The following is a 15,591-nucleotide window of genomic DNA, read 5'->3' as shown; positions in this document are numbered from 1 at the left end:
CGATCCGTGGACGGCTGGGAGCGCGCTTTCGTCCTGCATGGGCGGCCGTACAGTGAAACTAGTCTGATGCTGGATCTGTTTACCGAAGGTCATGGGCGGGTGCGCTTGCTGGCGAAAGGCGCGCGCAGCCGCCGTTCCAATCTCAAGGGTTGCCTGCAGCCCTTTACCCCCCTGTTAGTGCGCTGGGGCGGCCGCGGCGAAGTGAAAACGCTGCGCAACGCCGAAGCGGTCTCCCTCGGTTTACCCCTCAGCGGCATGATGCTGTACAGCGGCCTGTACGTGAACGAACTGCTGGCGCGCGTGCTCGAGCAGGAAACCAACTACTCGGTGCTGTTCTTCGACTATCTGCAATGCCTGCAGGCGCTGGCGGCGGAAGACAGCTCGCCGGAGCAGGCGCTGCGCCAGTTCGAGCTGGCCTTGCTGCACCACCTGGGCTACGGCCTCGATTTCCTGCACTGCGCCGGCAGCGGTTTGCCGGTGGATGACGCCATGACCTACCGCTACCGCGAAGAGAAAGGCTTTATCGCCAGCCTGGTGGTGGATCACTACAGCTTCACCGGGCGCGAACTGCGCGCGCTGGCGGAGCGGCAGTTTCCCGATGCCGAGACGCTGCGCGCCGCCAAGCGTTTCACCCGCATGGCGCTGAAACCCTACCTCGGCGGCAAGCCGTTGAAGAGCCGCGAACTGTTCCGCCAGTTCGTGCGCAAACAGCCGAATACGCCGGTCGACGACGCCTGACCTTTTCCCGCCCTGCGCCCGCGTGTAAACTGCTGGCACTGAAAATCGTATTTAGAGGTTGTCATGGCTGATTTGCTGCTGGGCGTCAATATCGATCACATCGCCACGTTACGTAACGCGCGCGGAACCCAATACCCGGATCCGGTTCAGGCGGCATTCATTGCCGAACAGGCGGGAGCCGACGGCATTACCGTGCATCTGCGCGAAGACCGCCGCCACATCACCGACCGCGACGTGCGCCTGCTGCGCCAGACCATCCAGACGCGCATGAATCTGGAGATGGCGGTGACCGACGAGATGCTGGACATCGCCATTGAGCTGAAGCCGCATTTCTGCTGCCTGGTGCCGGAGAAGCGCGAAGAAGTGACCACCGAAGGCGGTCTGGACGTCGCCGGCCAGCTGGACAAAATGAGCGTGGCGGTCGAGCGCCTGGCGCAGGCGGGCATTTTGGTCTCGCTGTTCATCGATCCCGATCATCGTCAGATTGGCGCGGCGGTGGCGGTGGGCGCACCCTATATCGAAATCCACACCGGCGCCTACGCCGAAGCGCAGGGCGAGCTGGCGTTACAGGCCGAGCTGCGCCGCATCGCGGTAGCCGCCGCCTACGCGGCCGAGAAGGGGCTGAAGGTCAACGCCGGCCACGGCCTGACCTACCACAACGTGCAGCCGATCGCCGCGCTGCCGGAGATGCACGAGCTGAACATCGGCCATGCGATTATCGGCCAGGCGGTGATGAGCGGGCTGCCGGCCGCGGTTGCCGACATGAAAGTGCTGATGCGGGAAGCGCGCCGGTAATGGCGGTGCTCGGGCTGGGAACCGACATCGTCGAGATGGCGCGTATCGAAGCGGTGGTGGAGCGCAGCGGCGATCGCCTGGCGCGCCGCGTGCTGAGCGACGCCGAGTGGGCGCTGTATCAGCAGCACCAGCAGCCGATTCGCTTTCTGGCCAAACGTTTCGCGGTGAAAGAGGCCGCCGCCAAGGCGTTCGGCACCGGCATTCGCAACGGCCTGGCGTTCAACCAGTTCGAGGTGTTCAACGATGCGCTGGGCAAGCCGAATATTCGTTTGCACGGCCGCGCCGCCGAGCTGGCCGGGGAGATGGGGGTCACCGCGATCCACGTTTCGCTGGCCGACGAACGGCGCTATGCCTGCGCGACGGTGATCGTCGAAAGCTGAAAATAGCAAGGGCGCCTGTGGCGCCCTTGTCAGTCCTGCGGCAAATTAAATGCGATCGGCGTGGTGCAGCACCACGAACTTGTCCCACAGCTGTTCGTTGGTCTCACGATGCTGCGGATCGGTGATGATGGTGTTGTCGATCGGGCAAACCTGCTGGCAGGTCGGCGTATCGTAATGGCCGACGCACTCGGTGCAGCGATCGGTATCGATCTGATAAATCTCATCGCCCATCGAAATCGCCTGGTTCGGGCATTCCGGCTCGCACATATCGCAGTTGATGCATTTCTTGGTAATCAGCAGTGCCATTGTCAGTTATCTTTCCATCGGTGTGCTCGGGCTGGCGCGCAATCTATCATAGAATCACCGCGCGGCGGGCGTTTTTTCGTCATCTTACCGCTTAGGGTAACTCAGGTGGGTCGTCAGCCAACTGATCGAAATCAACCCTTCTCTGCCCGTCAAACACCCAGCGCTTATCGGTATCCGCCATACGCATCGTAGGCATCACCTCCGGATGGGTAACCCGTATTCCCGCCTCTTGAGCAAACAACCCGATAAAATCGAACGCGCTCAAGGGATCATCAATGATCTGGTGCTGTTGGTCGCGATCGCTCAGCACCAGCAACGGCACCTGGTAATTCTGCCGGGTATCGCCGCTGTGACGCAGAGAACGTATGCCGCCGATATCCTTATGGGAAAGACCGTGATCGGAGAAATAGAACAGTTTAAACGGCGCGCCGGTCTGTTTCAGACTGTGATAAACCTGCTCGATAAAACGATCAGTCTTGCGATAGGTAGAGAGGTAGCAGGCCAGCTCCTTATTCGGCGACTCGACGCTCGGCGGTTCGCCGTTAAGCCGCTCGCAAAAGTCGGCGTGCGAGCCCATCAGATGCAGCACATAAAGGTTGCCTTGCCCCTGGCGGCTCAATAATTGGTCAAATATCGGCAGCAGTGCATCATCATCGGTGTTGCGCGATTGATAGTCGCCTTTCTTCAGGAAGTAATGGTTATCGCTGAACATAGCGATTTTTGATACCGGCGTATCGAATTGCCCGAACATGCCCTGATTGGACAGCCAGTGGGTATTGAGGCCGGCGGCTTTTGCCAGGGTGATGATATTATCTCCGAGGGCAATGCTGTGGCCGTTGCTTAAAGCCAGCGTGCGGGGGAGCGATTCGAATGTATTCGGCGCGGTGGAAATATAATTACTGTAAAACCGTCCCTTGGCATTATCCAGAAACGGTGTAGTGGACACCGGATAACCAAATAAGGACATATGATCCCTGCGCATACTTTCGCCGACGATAATGACATAGTTTTCATTCTTCGGTGCGCCAGAGGTGAACGACCAAGAGTACGGTTCTGAAACGCCGGTGTTTAATTCATCAATTTGCTGTTGATATTGATCGTAAGCGGAGTAGGTGGATAAAAAGAAGTCAGGTAATTTAAGCTTAACCAAGCCACCGCTGAATATTCTGGTGATGACGATAACCGCAAATAACGCCAGCAAAGGCAATATGATTTTTTTTGGCAGTGCTTGTCGCCAAATAAACCTTTTTAAAATAATAAGCATGGTAAATATTACGACAGGCAGCAGATAACACCTGGCTGGGAGGGTATGCAGGAACTCACTCGCTTCTGTACTGTTGGTTTGCAGCAGGGCAGACACCACGGCCGCTGACGGAGACCCGTAAATGGCACCGACCGGCGCATACAGCGCGCACAGCAGAATAAACGGAATAATCAGGCCGTAGCGGGTAAGCGAATGATTAGATAATAATAGCAAGATAAGTGCAATAAAAAGAATATCAATGCCTTTTCCACCGCTGTATCCCATCGCTTTGATCAATATCAAAGCAATAATGGCGTAAAATAAAAAAGTGCGCAGGGTCGGGTGAGCCACGGAGTGCCGCAACTTATCTAAAATAACAGTGTGTGTATTCATAATGGTATCGTTAAATAATGCTGTCCATGCATGCTCAATTATTGAACGATAATTGAGCGAGTCACCGCCCGCACATTATTTTTCGAATGCAGAGAAGGGAAATAATTGAGCTGGCGGCGTTTTATCGGCCGCCATTATACGCCTCAAACCAGCTTTTTCATTAACTGTTCGCTGTGTTTGATGCGATCGCGGGCATGATCGAGATCGTGCTGGATCAGCGCCATAAACAGCAGGTCGGTGAGGGCGTACTGGGCCGTGCTGGAAGAGATGGCCGCGCTGCGGGTGTGGGGCTCTTCGGCGATGGTATAGAGGCAGTGGTCCGCGCGCTGCTGCAGGCCGTTGGGAGAGAAGCTGGTCAGCGCCAGCACTCTGGCGCCGGCCTGGCGCGCCTCTTCCGCCGCCAGATTGATTTCACGCCGTTCGCCGCTGAAAGAGATAGCCAGCAGCAGATCGCGTTTGTCCAGCGCCTGAACCGCCGCCAGCTGGACGTGCATGTCCGGTTCGGCCACTGCCATCACGCCGATTTTCAGCAGTTTGAAGGAGAAATCCTTGGCCACCAGCCCGGAGGCGCCGATGCCGATCAGCATCACCCGGCGCGCCTGGCGCAGCATGTCCAGCGCCTGATGCAGCCGCTCTTCGCTGTTGATGTCCAGCGTCGCGCGCAGCGCCGCCTGCTTTTCCGCCAGCAGTTTTTCACCGACGATTTTCAGCGTGTCGCTGCTGAGGATGTGGTTGTGAACGGTCACCACCGGCTCGGCCTGCGGCTGGGCCAGCGTTTCGCTCAGCGCCAGCTTCAGCGCCGGAAAGCCCTTATAGCCCAGCTTTTGGGCGAACTTCACCACGCTCGACTGGCTGATGCCGGCCAGCTCGGCCAGCTTTTGCGAGCTGAGATGGCGCGCCTGCTCGGCGTTGTTCAGCAAAAAGTCCGCCAGCTTGCGGTCGTTTTGCGCCAGTGTCGGATACATCTGGCGTATGCGCAGAAGGGTACTCATTGATCTTTCCCTGGAAACCAGCGGCCATTTTGCCATGCAGGCGGCGAAAACGCGCGGTGAAAATTTTTGTGAGCTCGTCGTTAAAATAGCAAATAGCGCTCGCTTTGTTGAATAAAATATTCAAATATTGATTTAATTTTGTGAATTAAAAATTCAAAGGTGAACAGATGAACTTAGGCGCACTGGTATCGGAAACCCGCAACCCGGCCACCATGGGGCTGGATGAGATGTCGACTCTGGAGATGGTCCGCTGCTTTAACCAGGAAGACCGCAAGGTGCCGGAGGCGATCGAAAAGGTGCTGCCGGCGATCGCGCAGGCGGTCGATTTGGCGGCGGCGGCGTTGAAGGCCGGCGGCCGGCTGATTTATTTGGGCGCCGGCACCAGCGGCCGATTGGGGGTGTTGGATGCCTCCGAGTGCCCGCCGACCTTCGGCGTGCCGCACGGCGTGGTGGTGGGCTTGATCGCCGGCGGGCCGGGCGCGTTGCTCAAGGCGGTGGAGGGGGCGGAAGACGACGAAGCCCTGGGCGAAGCCGATCTCCGGGCGCTGAATCTGACCGCCGTCGATATGGTGGTGGGGTTGGCGGCCTCAGGGCGCACGCCTTATGTGATCGGCGCACTGCGCTATGCGCGCGGGCTGGGCTGCCCGACGGCGGCCATCTCCTGCAACCCGGATTCGCCGATCGCGCACGAAGCGCAGGTGGCGATTTCACCGGTGGTGGGGCCGGAGGCGCTGACCGGTTCGACGCGCCTGAAATCCGGCACCGCGCAGAAGCTGGTGCTCAACATGCTGTCGACCGGCGCGATGGTCAAGCTGGGCAAGGTCTATCAGAACCTGATGGTGGACGTGAAGGCCACCAACGTCAAACTGGTGGATCGCGCCTGCCGCATCGTGGTGGAGGCCACCGGCGCCGAACGCGCTCAGGCCGAGGCGGCGCTGGCACAGACCGGCTTCGAGGTCAAGCCGGCGATCCTGATGATTCTGGCCGGCGTCAGCGCCGAAGAGGCGCAGCAGCGGCTGCAGCGGCACGACGGCTACCTGCGCGCGGCGCTGGCGCGTTAACTCACGGTGGGGGCGGCGATGGACAAGACAACGGCATTGGCGACACAGATCCTGGCGGGCGTGGGGGGCGAGGGCAATATCCTCAAACTGGAGAACTGCATGACGCGGGTGCGCGTCGAGGTCAGCGACGAACAGCGTCTGGATCTGGCCGCTCTCAAGCAGCTGTCCGGCGTGAAGGGCTATATCAAACAGGGTGAGCAGCATCAGTTTATCGTTGGCCCGGGCGCCGCCGCCAAGGTGGTGGACGCCATGCGCGCATTGCTGAGCGGTAGCGCGCAGCCTGCCGTCGCCGTCGGTGACGCGGCCCGCACCAAGGCGCAGGCCAAGCAAAAATACGCTGCGCCGATGAGCGGTGCGCTGAAAAAGCTGGCCGATGTCTTTATTCCGCTGATCCCGGCGTTTATCGCCTCGGGCCTGATCACCGGCATCATCAACCTGCTGAAACGGCCCGACATCGCCGGCCAACTGGCGGTGGACTACCCGAACGTGCTGGGGTTGCTGGCGATCTTCGGCAGCGCGGTGTTCGCCATCATGAACATTTTGGTCGGGGTCAACGCCGCGCGAGTGTTCGGCGGCTCCCAGGCGATGGGCGGCGTGATGGCGGGCATTCTCTCCAGCCCGGCGCTGGCGCAGATCACCTTATTCGGCGAGGCGCTGCAGCCGGGGCGCGGCGGGGTGATCGCCGTGCTGCTGGTGGTGGCGTTGATGTGCTGGGTGGAGAAACGCCTGCGTACGCTGCTGCCGGAATCGGTCGAGCTGATCCTTAACCCATTGCTGACCACGCTGGTCACCGCTTCGCTGGCGATCCTGATTCTGCAGCCGATCGGCGGTATTATCTCTGACGCCATCGCCCACGGCGCCAATCTGGCGATCGACAAGGGCGGGCTGCTGGTGGGGGCGCTGCTCTCGGGGCTGTTCCTGCCGCTGGTGCTCTCCGGCCTGCATCAGGGGCTGGTGCCGATCCACGTCGAGCTGGTGCAGGCACACGGTTCCAACCCGCTGCTGCCGATCCTGGCGATGGCCGGCGTCGGGCAGGTGGGGGCGGCGCTGGCGGTGCTGTTGAAGACCCGCAACGCGCGGCTGAAGAAGGTGATCAAAGGGGCGTTACCGGTCGGCATTCTCGGCATCGGCGAACCGCTGATCTTCGGGGTGACGTTGCCGCTGGGGCGGCCGTTTATCGGCGCCTGCCTCGGCGGGGCGGTCGGCGGCGCGCTGATCAGCTACTGGAAGGTGGCGACGGTAATCACCTTCGGCATTTCGGGGTTGCCTTTGGCGTTGACCATCGTCTCAGGTAAGGTGATGTTGTATCTGGCGGGGATGCTGATTACGATTATCGCCGGTTTTCTCTTCACCTGGATGATGGGGTTCAACGATCCCGAGGAGTAGCGTTTGAGCGACAAGCAGCAACAACCGGCCGCAGAGGGGCGCCGCGTGGTCTTTTTCGATCTGGACGGCACCCTGCATCAGGAGGATATGTTCGGCAGCTTCTTGCGCTTTCTGCTGCGCCGTTTGCCGCTGAACCTGCTGCTGGTGATACCGGTGCTGCCGCCGATCGGCCTGGCGCTGCTGCTGCTGGGGCGCGCCGCGCGTTGGCCGATGAGCCTGCTGCTGTGGGCGATCACCTTCGGGCGCGCCGAAGCGAAGCTCAAGGCGCTGGAGCGGCAGTTTATCGAGGCCTTCCGCCAGAAGGTGACCGCGTTTCCGGTGGTGCAAATGCGGCTGCGGCAGTACCTGGACGAGCACGATGCTGAAGTGTGGCTGATCACCGGCTCGCCGGAGCGGCTGGTGGAGCAGGTGTATCGCGACTCGGCGTTTCTGCCGCGCGTGCGGTTGATCGGCAGCCGCATCACGCGCCGCTGCGGCGGTTGGGTCTTGACTCTGCGCTGCCTGGGGACGCAAAAAGTGGTGCAGCTGGAGCAGCGGCTCGGTGCGCCGCTGAGGCTATACAGCGGTTACAGCGACAGCAAGCAGGATAATCCGCTGCTGTTCTTTTGCGAGCACCGCTGGCGGGTAAGCAAGCAGGGCGAGCTGCAGCAGCTGGAATAAGCCAAGGGCGGAGGATTCCGCCCTTGCTGTTTTTATCAGTACCGCGATCGGTCGTCGGTCACGTCGTGCGGCTGGCGCCCCAACTGCCAAATTTTCTCCGCATAATGCCCCAACGCCCACAGGCTCAGGCCGAGCAGCGCGAAGAAAATCGTCTTCGGCATGCTGTCCCAGAAAAACTCGAACAGGCGGGTATACAGGTTAATGCCGAGGAAGGTTAGCCCGAAGCCGCGCAGCATGGCGTCGTCATGCTTCAATCCCAGCCAAATGGCGGCGAGGGCGGCCAGCCCGAACAGCAGGCTCCAGTGGAACAGCTCGATCTGGCGCGCGCGGTACCAGCTGTCGAGGTCGCCGTAGTTGCCGAAGATAGACAGCAGCCACAGGGCGATAAACAGATACAGCAGGCCCATCGCCAGCGACACCCGCTGCAGGCCGCGTTGCGCCAACAGCGGCCGCAGCAGCAGCGCGGCGGCGATCAGCACCGCGCCAAAGGCGATAAAACGAATCGGGTAGCTCATGCCGAGCCAGTAGGCGCCCCAGCCGGACAGGTAGCCGGTCTCGGCGCCGAAGGCGTTGCCGAGCGACAGCAAGGCGAACCACCACACCAGCCCGGAGCGGCTGAACCAGCCGATCGCGCCGTACAACAGCGCGGCGAACAGTAGCAGCACGGAAACCCGGCCGCTGCCGTTATCCAGCCAGACCCCCAACTGCCATAAGGCGCAGGCGGTAAGCAACACGGCGACAAACAGCGCCGCCTCATTGCCGTAGCGTTTTTCCGGGTGGCGCCGGCGGCGACGCAGCGCCCAGACGTAGGCCAGCGCCGCCAGCACGCCGGCGATCGCCATGCGTACCGGCGCGTCGAAGCGGAACAGTCCGCTGAGCCATGCAAGCAGTTCGCTGTCGGCGAACAGGCTGGTGACGGCGATCAGCAGCGAGGCCAGCGCGGCGAGAAACGCATAGCGCGCCAGCCGCCGCCAGTCGAAAGGCTGCACGGCCACATGCTGCAGCAGCTGCTGCCGTTGTGCGGGCGTCAAGGCGCCTTCTCCCACCCAGCCGTCCAGCGCCTTGCGCACCACGACGGCGTTCTTTTTACTGAGTTTCATGCTTCTTGTCCCTGAATCACACGCTGATTCGGCCAGTATAGCCATTGGCGGGCGGCTACGACAAAGGAGGGCTAGTGTGTATAATGCCCGCCGCAAAAGCGCACGAGGAATTATGCGATGACTGAATATAACGATGAGTACTGGATGCGTCAGGCATTGCAGCTGGCCCTGCGCGCGCAGGAAGAGGGCGAGGTGCCGGTGGGTGCGCTGCTGGTGCTGGACAATCAGGTCATCGGCGAGGGCTGGAACCGCCCGATCGGCCGACATGATCCTACCGCACACGCCGAGATCATGGCGCTGCGCCAGGGCGGCGCGGTGCTGCAAAACTACCGTTTGCTGAATGCCACGCTGTACGTCACGCTGGAGCCCTGCGTGATGTGCGCCGGCGCGATGGTGCACAGCCGTATCCGCCGGCTGGTGTATGGCGCCGCCGACGAGAAAACCGGCGCGGCCGGTTCACTGGTGGACATTCTGCGCCATCCGGGCATGAACCATCAGGTGGAGATCGTTTCGGGCGTGCTGGCGGAGGAGTGCGCCGCCACCCTAAGCAATTTCTTCCGCCTGCGCCGTGAACAGAAAAAAGCGCTCAGGCTGGCGCAGCGGGCGGCGGATAAGCCGGAATAATCAGTAGTTGAGCGCCAGTTCCGGCATCACCGTCGGGTAGCCTTTCCCCAACGCCTCCTGCTCGGCGGCCGCTTGCGCCGCCTTTCTCTCTTTTTCCTGCAGATAGCCCACCAGGCTGACCTGGTAGCGGCGAATGTTTTCTACATAGTTGTAGGCTTCACGCCCGCGCGCATAGCCGTAGGTCAACTGCGGGTAGTAGCGCTTCTGGCTGAGCATCGGCAGGCGCTGTTTGACGTCGACCCAGCTGTCCGGATTGCCTTTTTGCGTCTTGGTCAGCTTGCGAGCGTCCAGCATGTGGCCCCAGCCCATGTTGTAGGCCGCCAGCGAGAACCAGATGCGCTCGTCTTCCGGCACGCTGTCCGGCACCTTGGCCATCAGCCGCTGCAGGTAAAGGGCGCCGCCCTGAATGCTCTCTTCCGGATCGAGGCGGTCGTTGACCCCGAGGCCGTCGGCGGTGGCGCGGGTCAGCATCATCAGGCCGCGCACGCCGGTGGGTGAGGTGGCCTGCGGATTCCAGTGCGATTCCTGATAGGCGATGGCCGCCAGCAGCTTCCAGTCGATCTCGTTGGCGTGCTTCTCGAACAGCGGGCGGAAGTTGGGCAGCACCGAGTCGATGGCCGACAGGAAGGTTTTGGTGTCCACATAGTCGAAGCTGCCGACGTGGCCGAGGTATTTCTCTTCGAGCCGCGCCAGGGTGCCGTCGTCCACCATCTGGCTGTAGAAGTCCAGCATCGCCGCGTACAGGCTGTCGTCGCCGTCGCGTTTCAGATACCAGGTAACCGGCTCTTCGTCGGTGACGTCGAACGCCACCGCCAGCTGCGGATGGATGCGCTGCAGCAGCGCGATGGTCACCGAATCGCCGAGGGTGTAGTCCAGCTTGCCGTCGGCCACTCGCTCCAGCAGCTCTTTGGAGGTGAGATCGCTGGAGGACTCCCAGGCGAGATCCGGGTATTTATCCTGTTTGAGCTGCTTGAGGGTGCTGACGTGCGCGGAACCGGAAGCGACCGCCAGCTTGCCTTTAATGTCGGCGAAACTTTTCGGCCGCGGGGTGCCCAGCCGGTACACCAGCTGTTGAGAAACGGAGTAGTAGGCCGGGCCGGTGCGCGCGCGGCTGAGGCGCTCCTGGTTGTAGATCAGACCCGCCGCCAGCAGGTCGGCGTCGTCGTCGTCCAGATCGTCGAACAGGTCATTGATGTTCTGATGGGGGATCACCACCAGCTTCACCCCGAGGTAGTTGGCGAAGCGCTTCGCCAGTTCGTAGTCGAGCCCACCCGGCCCTTGCTTGGTGTTGAAATAGGTCAGCGGGGAGTTCAGCGTGCTGATACGCAACTCGCCGCGGGAAATGATCTCCTGGAGTTGCCCGCCCTGGCCGCTGCGCCAGGTGATATTGGGCCACAGCGCGAGAGCCAGAAGCAGGGTGACAACGCCGATGAGGATGTAGTTTATTTTAAGACGTTTCAAATAGTTATCCAGTGGTGGCACAGGTACGCCGGCGACGATAACCGCGACTTTTCTCATGGTTAAATCACCAGTGCGGGGGCATTTTGCGCAACAAAACGCCAGTGTGCAACTTTATTGACACGTTATGACAATTCGACGGTGCGGCACGCTTTTATCAATTATCCCTACGCAAACGGTTTCGTCGGCGGCGAGGATTCTCTATAATGACGCGCGTTTTCCCCTGTTGCGCCCAATGAAGCGTCTTATCCGTCGCTTCGAAGACGAGAGAACTTTGATTATGGAAATTCTGCGTGGTTCGCCCGCTTTATCGGCTTTTCGCATTACCAAACTGCTGTCCCGCTGCCAGGACGCTCACCTGCCCGTCAGTGATATCTACGCCGAGTACGTCCACTTTGCCGATGTTAGCGCACCGCTCAGTGCCGAAGAACACGCCAAGCTTCAGCGGCTGCTCAAGTACGGTCCTTCTCTCGCCGAACACGCCCCCGAAGGCCGGTTGCTGCTGGTTACGCCGCGTCCGGGCACCATTTCTCCCTGGTCTTCCAAAGCCACCGACATCGCCCACAACTGCGGTCTGCAGCAGGTCGTGCGCCTGGAGCGCGGCCTGGCGTTCTACGTCAAGGCGCCCGAGCTGACGGAAACCCAGTGGCGGCAGCTCGCCGCGCTGCTGCACGATCGCATGATGGAAACCGTCTTCAGCGAACTGCAACAGGCCGAACAGCTGTTCGCGCACCATCAGCCGGCGCCGTATCAGTCGGTCGACGTGCTGGGCGCAGGGCGCGCCGCGCTGGAGCAGGCCAACGTCCGGCTCGGCCTGGCGCTGGCGCAGGACGAGATCGACTACCTGCTGAATGCCTTTACCGGTTTGGGGCGCAACCCGACGGATATCGAACTTTATATGTTCGCGCAGGCCAACTCCGAGCACTGCCGCCACAAGATTTTCAACGCCGACTGGATCATCGACGGCGAACAGCAGCCAAAATCGCTGTTCAAAATGATCAAAAACACCTATGAGCAGACGCCGGACTATGTGCTGTCGGCGTATAAAGACAACGCCGCCGTGATGGAAGGCTCGCAGGTCGGCCGCTTCTTCGCCGCGCCGGAGACCGGCACCTACGATTACCATCAGGAAGACGCGCACATCCTGATGAAGGTGGAAACCCACAACCACCCGACGGCGATCTCGCCGTGGCCGGGCGCCGCGACCGGCTCCGGCGGCGAGATCCGCGACGAGGGGGCTACCGGCCGCGGCGCCAAGCCGAAGGCCGGCCTGGTGGGCTTCTCTGTGTCCAACCTGCGTATTCCCGGCTTTGAACAGCCGTGGGAACAGGATTTCGGCAAGCCGGAACGCATCGTCACCGCGCTGGATATCATGACCGAAGGCCCGCTGGGCGGCGCGGCGTTCAACAACGAATTCGGTCGTCCGGCGCTGCTGGGCTACTTCCGTACCTATGAAGAGCGCGTCAACAGCCACAACGGCGTTGAGCTGCGCGGTTACCACAAACCGATCATGCTGGCGGGCGGCATCGGCAACATCCGTGCCGATCACGTGCAGAAAGGGGAAATCACCGTCGGCGCCAAGCTGGTGGTGTTGGGCGGCCCGGCGATGAATATCGGCCTGGGCGGTGGCGCGGCGTCGTCGATGGCGTCCGGCCAGTCCGACGCCGATCTGGACTTCGCTTCGGTGCAGCGCGACAACCCGGAAATGGAGCGCCGCTGTCAGGAAGTGATCGACCGCTGCTGGCAGCTGGGCGACCAGAACCCGATCCTGTTTATCCATGACGTCGGCGCCGGCGGCCTGTCCAACGCCATGCCGGAGCTGGTGAGCGATGGCGGCCGCGGCGGCCGCTTCGAGCTGCGCGATATCCTCAACGACGAGCCGGGCATGAGCCCGCTGGAAGTGTGGTGCAACGAATCGCAGGAACGTTACGTGATGGCGATCGCCCCGGCGCAGATGGCGCAGTTCGACGAGATCTGCCGCCGCGAGCGCGCGCCTTATGCGGTGATCGGCGAAGCGACCGAAGAACAGCACCTGACGCTCAACGACCGCCACTTCGACAACCAGCCGATCGACATGCCGCTGGACGTACTGCTCGGCAAGACGCCGAAAATGACCCGCGACGTCACCCGCCTGCAGGCGAGCGGCGAGGCGGTGCAGCGCGAGAACATCACGCTGGCCGACGCGGTGAAACGCGTGCTGCATCTGCCGGCCGTGGCGGAGAAAACCTTCCTGATCACCATCGGCGACCGCACCGTTACCGGCATGGTGGCGCGCGACCAAATGGTCGGCCCGTGGCAGATCCCGGTGGCCGACTGCGCGGTCACCACCGCCAGCCTGGACAGCTATTACGGCGAAGCGATGTCGCTCGGTGAACGCGCGCCGGTGGCGCTGCTGGACTTCGCCGCCTCCGGCCGCCTGGCGGTCGGGGAAGCGCTGACCAACCTGGCCGCCACAGAGATCGGTAGCCTGAAGCGCGTGAAGCTGTCCGCCAACTGGATGGCCGCCGCCGGCCACCCGGGCGAAGACGCCGGCCTGTACGAAGCGGTAAAAGCGGTGGGCGAAGAACTGTGCCCGGCGCTGGGCATCACTATCCCGGTGGGTAAAGACTCCATGTCGATGAAGACCCGCTGGCAGGAAGGCAACGAACAGCGTGAAATGACCTCGCCGCTGTCGCTGGTCATCACCGCCTTCGCCCGCGTGGAGGACGTGCGCCACACCGTGACGCCGCAGCTGCGCACCGATAAGGGCGACAGCGCGCTGCTGTTGATCGATCTGGGCAACGGCCATAACGCGCTGGGTGCCACCGCGCTGGCGCAGGTTTACCGCCAACTGGGTGACAAACCAGCCGACGTGCGCAACGTTGCGCAGCTGGCGGGCTTCTTCAACGCCATGCAGCAGCTGGTGGCCGATCAAGCGCTGTTGGCTTACCACGACCGCGCCGACGGCGGCCTGCTGGTGACGCTGGCGGAGATGGCCTTCGCCGGTCACTGCGGCGTGGACGTCAACCTTGACGGCCTCGGCGATGATGCGCTGGCGGTGCTGTTCAACGAAGAGCTGGGCGCGGTGATCCAGGTGAGCGCCGAACGTCTCGATGACGTGAAGCAGGCGTTCGCTCAGCACGGTCTGACCGACAACGTGCATCACATCGGCAGCGTGCAGGCCGGCGATCGTTTCGTCATCACCCAACACCGCAAGGCGCTGTACAGCGAAAGCCGCAATACGCTGCGCACCTGGTGGGCGGAAACCACCTGGCAGATGCAGCGCCTGCGCGACAACCCGGCGTGCGCCGATCAGGAACATCAGGCCAAGCAGGATGAACAAGATCCCGGCCTGAACGTGAAGCTGACCTTCGCACCGCAGGAAGACATCGCCGCGCCGTACATCGCCAAGGGCGCTCGCCCGAAAGTGGCGGTGCTGCGTGAGCAGGGGGTGAACTCCCACGTTGAAATGGCGGCGGCGTTCCACCGCGCCGGCTTTGACGCGGTGGACGTGCACATGAGCGATCTGCTGGCGGGGCGCCGCGATCTGCAGGACTTCCACACGCTGGTGGCCTGCGGTGGCTTCTCTTACGGCGACGTACTGGGCGCCGGCGAAGGCTGGGCGAAGTCTATCCTGTTCAACGAGCGGGTGCGTGACGAGTTCGAAGCGTTCTTCCACCGTCCGCAGACGCTGGCGCTGGGCGTGTGCAATGGCTGCCAGATGATGTCCAACCTGCGCGAGCTGATCCCGGGCGCCGAACACTGGCCGCGCTTTGTGCGCAACCTGTCGGATCGCTTCGAGGCGCGTTTCAGCCTGGTGGAAGTGGCGGCCAGCCCGTCGCTGTTCCTGCAGGGCATGACCGGTTCGCGTATGCCGATCGCCGTTTCCCACGGCGAGGGGCATGTTGAAGTGCGCGATGCGGCGCATCTGGCCGCGCTGGAAAGCCACGGCCTGGTGGCGCTGCGTTTCGTCAACAACGCCGGTCAGGTGACGGAAACTTACCCGGCTAACCCGAACGGTTCGCCGAACGGCATTACCGCCGTGACCAGCGCCAACGGGCGCGCCACGGTGATGATGCCGCACCCGGAACGCGTGTTCCGCACCGTCAGCAACTCCTGGCACCCGGAAGAATGGGGCGAGGACAGCCCGTGGATGCGCATGTTCCGCAACGCCCGTAAGCAGCTGGGCTAAAAACGGCCACCGCCGTACAGAGGGTGCAAGCAATTGCGCCCTTTTTTATGGCCGGCGTTCGCCGTCTGGCGGCAGTGTCTGCATTTTGCGACAGGCGCTATTTTCCCTGTCGCTAAATGGAGACATTTAACTATTTGATTTTATTAATGGTAAATGGGTTTGGCTTTAGTTGTCTGCATTTGGCGACAGCGCGGCGTTTTTTTCATCGCTCATCGGGGCGTGATGCACAAAGAAATTTGCTGATATAATCTTATTTTTTAATAAAATCATATTGTTATTATTTT

General features: G+C 61.7%; 13 protein-coding genes. 8 read left to right on the top strand and 5 right to left on the bottom strand.

Annotated features, from left to right (window positions below; translation table 11 throughout):
* Window positions 1-6: 6 nt before the first annotated feature.
* The 3 genes from recO to acpS all read left to right on the top strand — a co-directional run bounded on the left by recO (window position 7) and on the right by acpS (window position 1,913).
* Window positions 7-738, top strand: a complete 732-nt coding sequence (gene recO / locus ACJ8HB_RS16465; RefSeq protein WP_004929165.1) for a DNA repair protein RecO — start codon at window positions 7-9, stop codon at window positions 736-738.
* 63 nt (window positions 739-801) lie between these two features.
* The gene (gene pdxJ / locus ACJ8HB_RS16460) at window positions 802-1,533 is read left to right on the top strand and encodes a pyridoxine 5'-phosphate synthase (protein ID WP_047570828.1); all 732 of its coding nucleotides are present in this window, start codon (window positions 802-804) and stop codon (window positions 1,531-1,533) included.
* Window positions 1,533-1,913, top strand: coding sequence for a holo-ACP synthase (gene acpS, locus ACJ8HB_RS16455; protein WP_004929169.1), 381 nt, complete (start codon window positions 1,533-1,535; stop codon window positions 1,911-1,913). Before pdxJ ends, acpS begins: the two co-directional genes overlap by 1 nt.
* A 45-nt stretch (window positions 1,914-1,958) precedes the next feature.
* On the opposite strand, the gene ACJ8HB_RS16450 is transcribed toward acpS, so the two are convergent.
* The 3 genes from ACJ8HB_RS16450 to ACJ8HB_RS16440 form a co-directional block, all read right to left on the bottom strand.
* Entirely contained in the window at window positions 1,959-2,219 is a 261-nt protein-coding gene (locus ACJ8HB_RS16450) for a YfhL family 4Fe-4S dicluster ferredoxin (RefSeq protein ID WP_033635622.1), read from the bottom strand.
* A gap of 91 nt (window positions 2,220-2,310) precedes the next feature.
* Window positions 2,311-3,855 carry a phosphoethanolamine transferase gene (locus tag ACJ8HB_RS16445; RefSeq protein ID WP_190296740.1) on the bottom strand — a complete coding sequence of 515 codons (1,545 nt, stop codon included), beginning with the start codon at window positions 3,853-3,855 and terminating at the stop codon, window positions 2,311-2,313.
* A 143-nt stretch (window positions 3,856-3,998) separates the two neighbouring features.
* On the bottom strand, window positions 3,999-4,847 hold the full coding sequence (locus ACJ8HB_RS16440; RefSeq protein ID WP_033648938.1) for a MurR/RpiR family transcriptional regulator: 849 nt from the start codon (window positions 4,845-4,847) through the stop codon (window positions 3,999-4,001).
* A gap of 167 nt (window positions 4,848-5,014) precedes the next feature.
* Here ACJ8HB_RS16440 and murQ point away from each other — a divergent pair, with 167 nt between their 5' ends.
* The 3 genes from murQ to yfhb are packed head-to-tail and all read left to right on the top strand — an operon-like array spanning window position 5,015 to window position 7,954.
* The gene (gene murQ / locus ACJ8HB_RS16435; RefSeq protein ID WP_033648937.1) at window positions 5,015-5,908 is read left to right on the top strand and encodes an N-acetylmuramic acid 6-phosphate etherase; all 894 of its coding nucleotides are present in this window, start codon (window positions 5,015-5,017) and stop codon (window positions 5,906-5,908) included.
* An 18-nt stretch (window positions 5,909-5,926) separates the two neighbouring features.
* Window positions 5,927-7,294, top strand: coding sequence for a PTS transporter subunit EIIC (locus ACJ8HB_RS16430; RefSeq protein WP_033635619.1), 1,368 nt, complete (start codon window positions 5,927-5,929; stop codon window positions 7,292-7,294).
* A gap of 3 nt (window positions 7,295-7,297) precedes the next feature.
* Window positions 7,298-7,954, top strand: coding sequence for a phosphatidylglycerophosphatase C (gene yfhb / locus ACJ8HB_RS16425; protein ID WP_047570892.1), 657 nt, complete (start codon window positions 7,298-7,300; stop codon window positions 7,952-7,954).
* A 35-nt stretch (window positions 7,955-7,989) separates the two neighbouring features.
* On the opposite strand, the gene ACJ8HB_RS16420 is transcribed toward yfhb, so the two are convergent.
* Window positions 7,990-9,054, bottom strand: coding sequence for a DUF2157 domain-containing protein (locus tag ACJ8HB_RS16420; protein WP_033648934.1), 1,065 nt, complete (start codon window positions 9,052-9,054; stop codon window positions 7,990-7,992).
* 117 nt (window positions 9,055-9,171) lie between these two features.
* Between ACJ8HB_RS16420 and tadA the strand changes: the two genes are divergently transcribed.
* Complete coding sequence (tadA, locus tag ACJ8HB_RS16415) at window positions 9,172-9,678, top strand: tRNA adenosine(34) deaminase TadA (protein ID WP_033648933.1); 507 nt, start codon at window positions 9,172-9,174, stop codon at window positions 9,676-9,678.
* On the opposite strand, the gene mltF is transcribed toward tadA, so the two are convergent.
* A complete protein-coding gene (mltF, locus tag ACJ8HB_RS16410; RefSeq protein ID WP_004941352.1) occupies window positions 9,679-11,139 on the bottom strand; it encodes a membrane-bound lytic murein transglycosylase MltF in 1,461 nt (486 codons plus the stop codon).
* 274 nt (window positions 11,140-11,413) lie between these two features.
* Between mltF and purL the strand changes: the two genes are divergently transcribed.
* Window positions 11,414-15,307, top strand: coding sequence for a phosphoribosylformylglycinamidine synthase (purL, locus tag ACJ8HB_RS16405; RefSeq protein ID WP_170943486.1), 3,894 nt, complete (start codon window positions 11,414-11,416; stop codon window positions 15,305-15,307).
* Window positions 15,308-15,591 lie beyond the last annotated feature (284 nt).

The organism is Serratia sp. CY27727 (assembly GCF_052169275.1).
In the GTDB taxonomy this organism is placed as follows: Bacteria; Pseudomonadota; Gammaproteobacteria; order Enterobacterales; family Enterobacteriaceae; genus Serratia; species Serratia sarumanii.
This window is presented reverse-complemented; position numbering and strand designations above follow the sequence as displayed.

What these genes read in the sequence shown, in the direction of transcription:
- pdxJ (WP_047570828.1), top strand. Translation starts at nt 802, where the DNA reads ATGGCTGATTTGCTGCTGGGCGTCAATATCGATCACATCGCCACGTTA.
- acpS (WP_004929169.1), top strand. Translation starts at nt 1,533, where the DNA reads ATGGCGGTGCTCGGGCTGGGAACCGACATCGTCGAGATGGCGCGTATC.
- ACJ8HB_RS16450 (WP_033635622.1), bottom strand. Translation starts at nt 2,219, where the DNA reads ATGGCACTGCTGATTACCAAGAAATGCATCAACTGCGATATGTGCGAG.
- ACJ8HB_RS16445 (WP_190296740.1), bottom strand. Translation starts at nt 3,855, where the DNA reads ATGAATACACACACTGTTATTTTAGATAAGTTGCGGCACTCCGTGGCT.
- ACJ8HB_RS16440 (WP_033648938.1), bottom strand. Translation starts at nt 4,847, where the DNA reads ATGAGTACCCTTCTGCGCATACGCCAGATGTATCCGACACTGGCGCAA.
- murQ (WP_033648937.1), top strand. Translation starts at nt 5,015, where the DNA reads ATGAACTTAGGCGCACTGGTATCGGAAACCCGCAACCCGGCCACCATG.
- ACJ8HB_RS16430 (WP_033635619.1), top strand. Translation starts at nt 5,927, where the DNA reads ATGGACAAGACAACGGCATTGGCGACACAGATCCTGGCGGGCGTGGGG.
- ACJ8HB_RS16420 (WP_033648934.1), bottom strand. Translation starts at nt 9,054, where the DNA reads ATGAAACTCAGTAAAAAGAACGCCGTCGTGGTGCGCAAGGCGCTGGAC.
- tadA (WP_033648933.1), top strand. Translation starts at nt 9,172, where the DNA reads ATGACTGAATATAACGATGAGTACTGGATGCGTCAGGCATTGCAGCTG.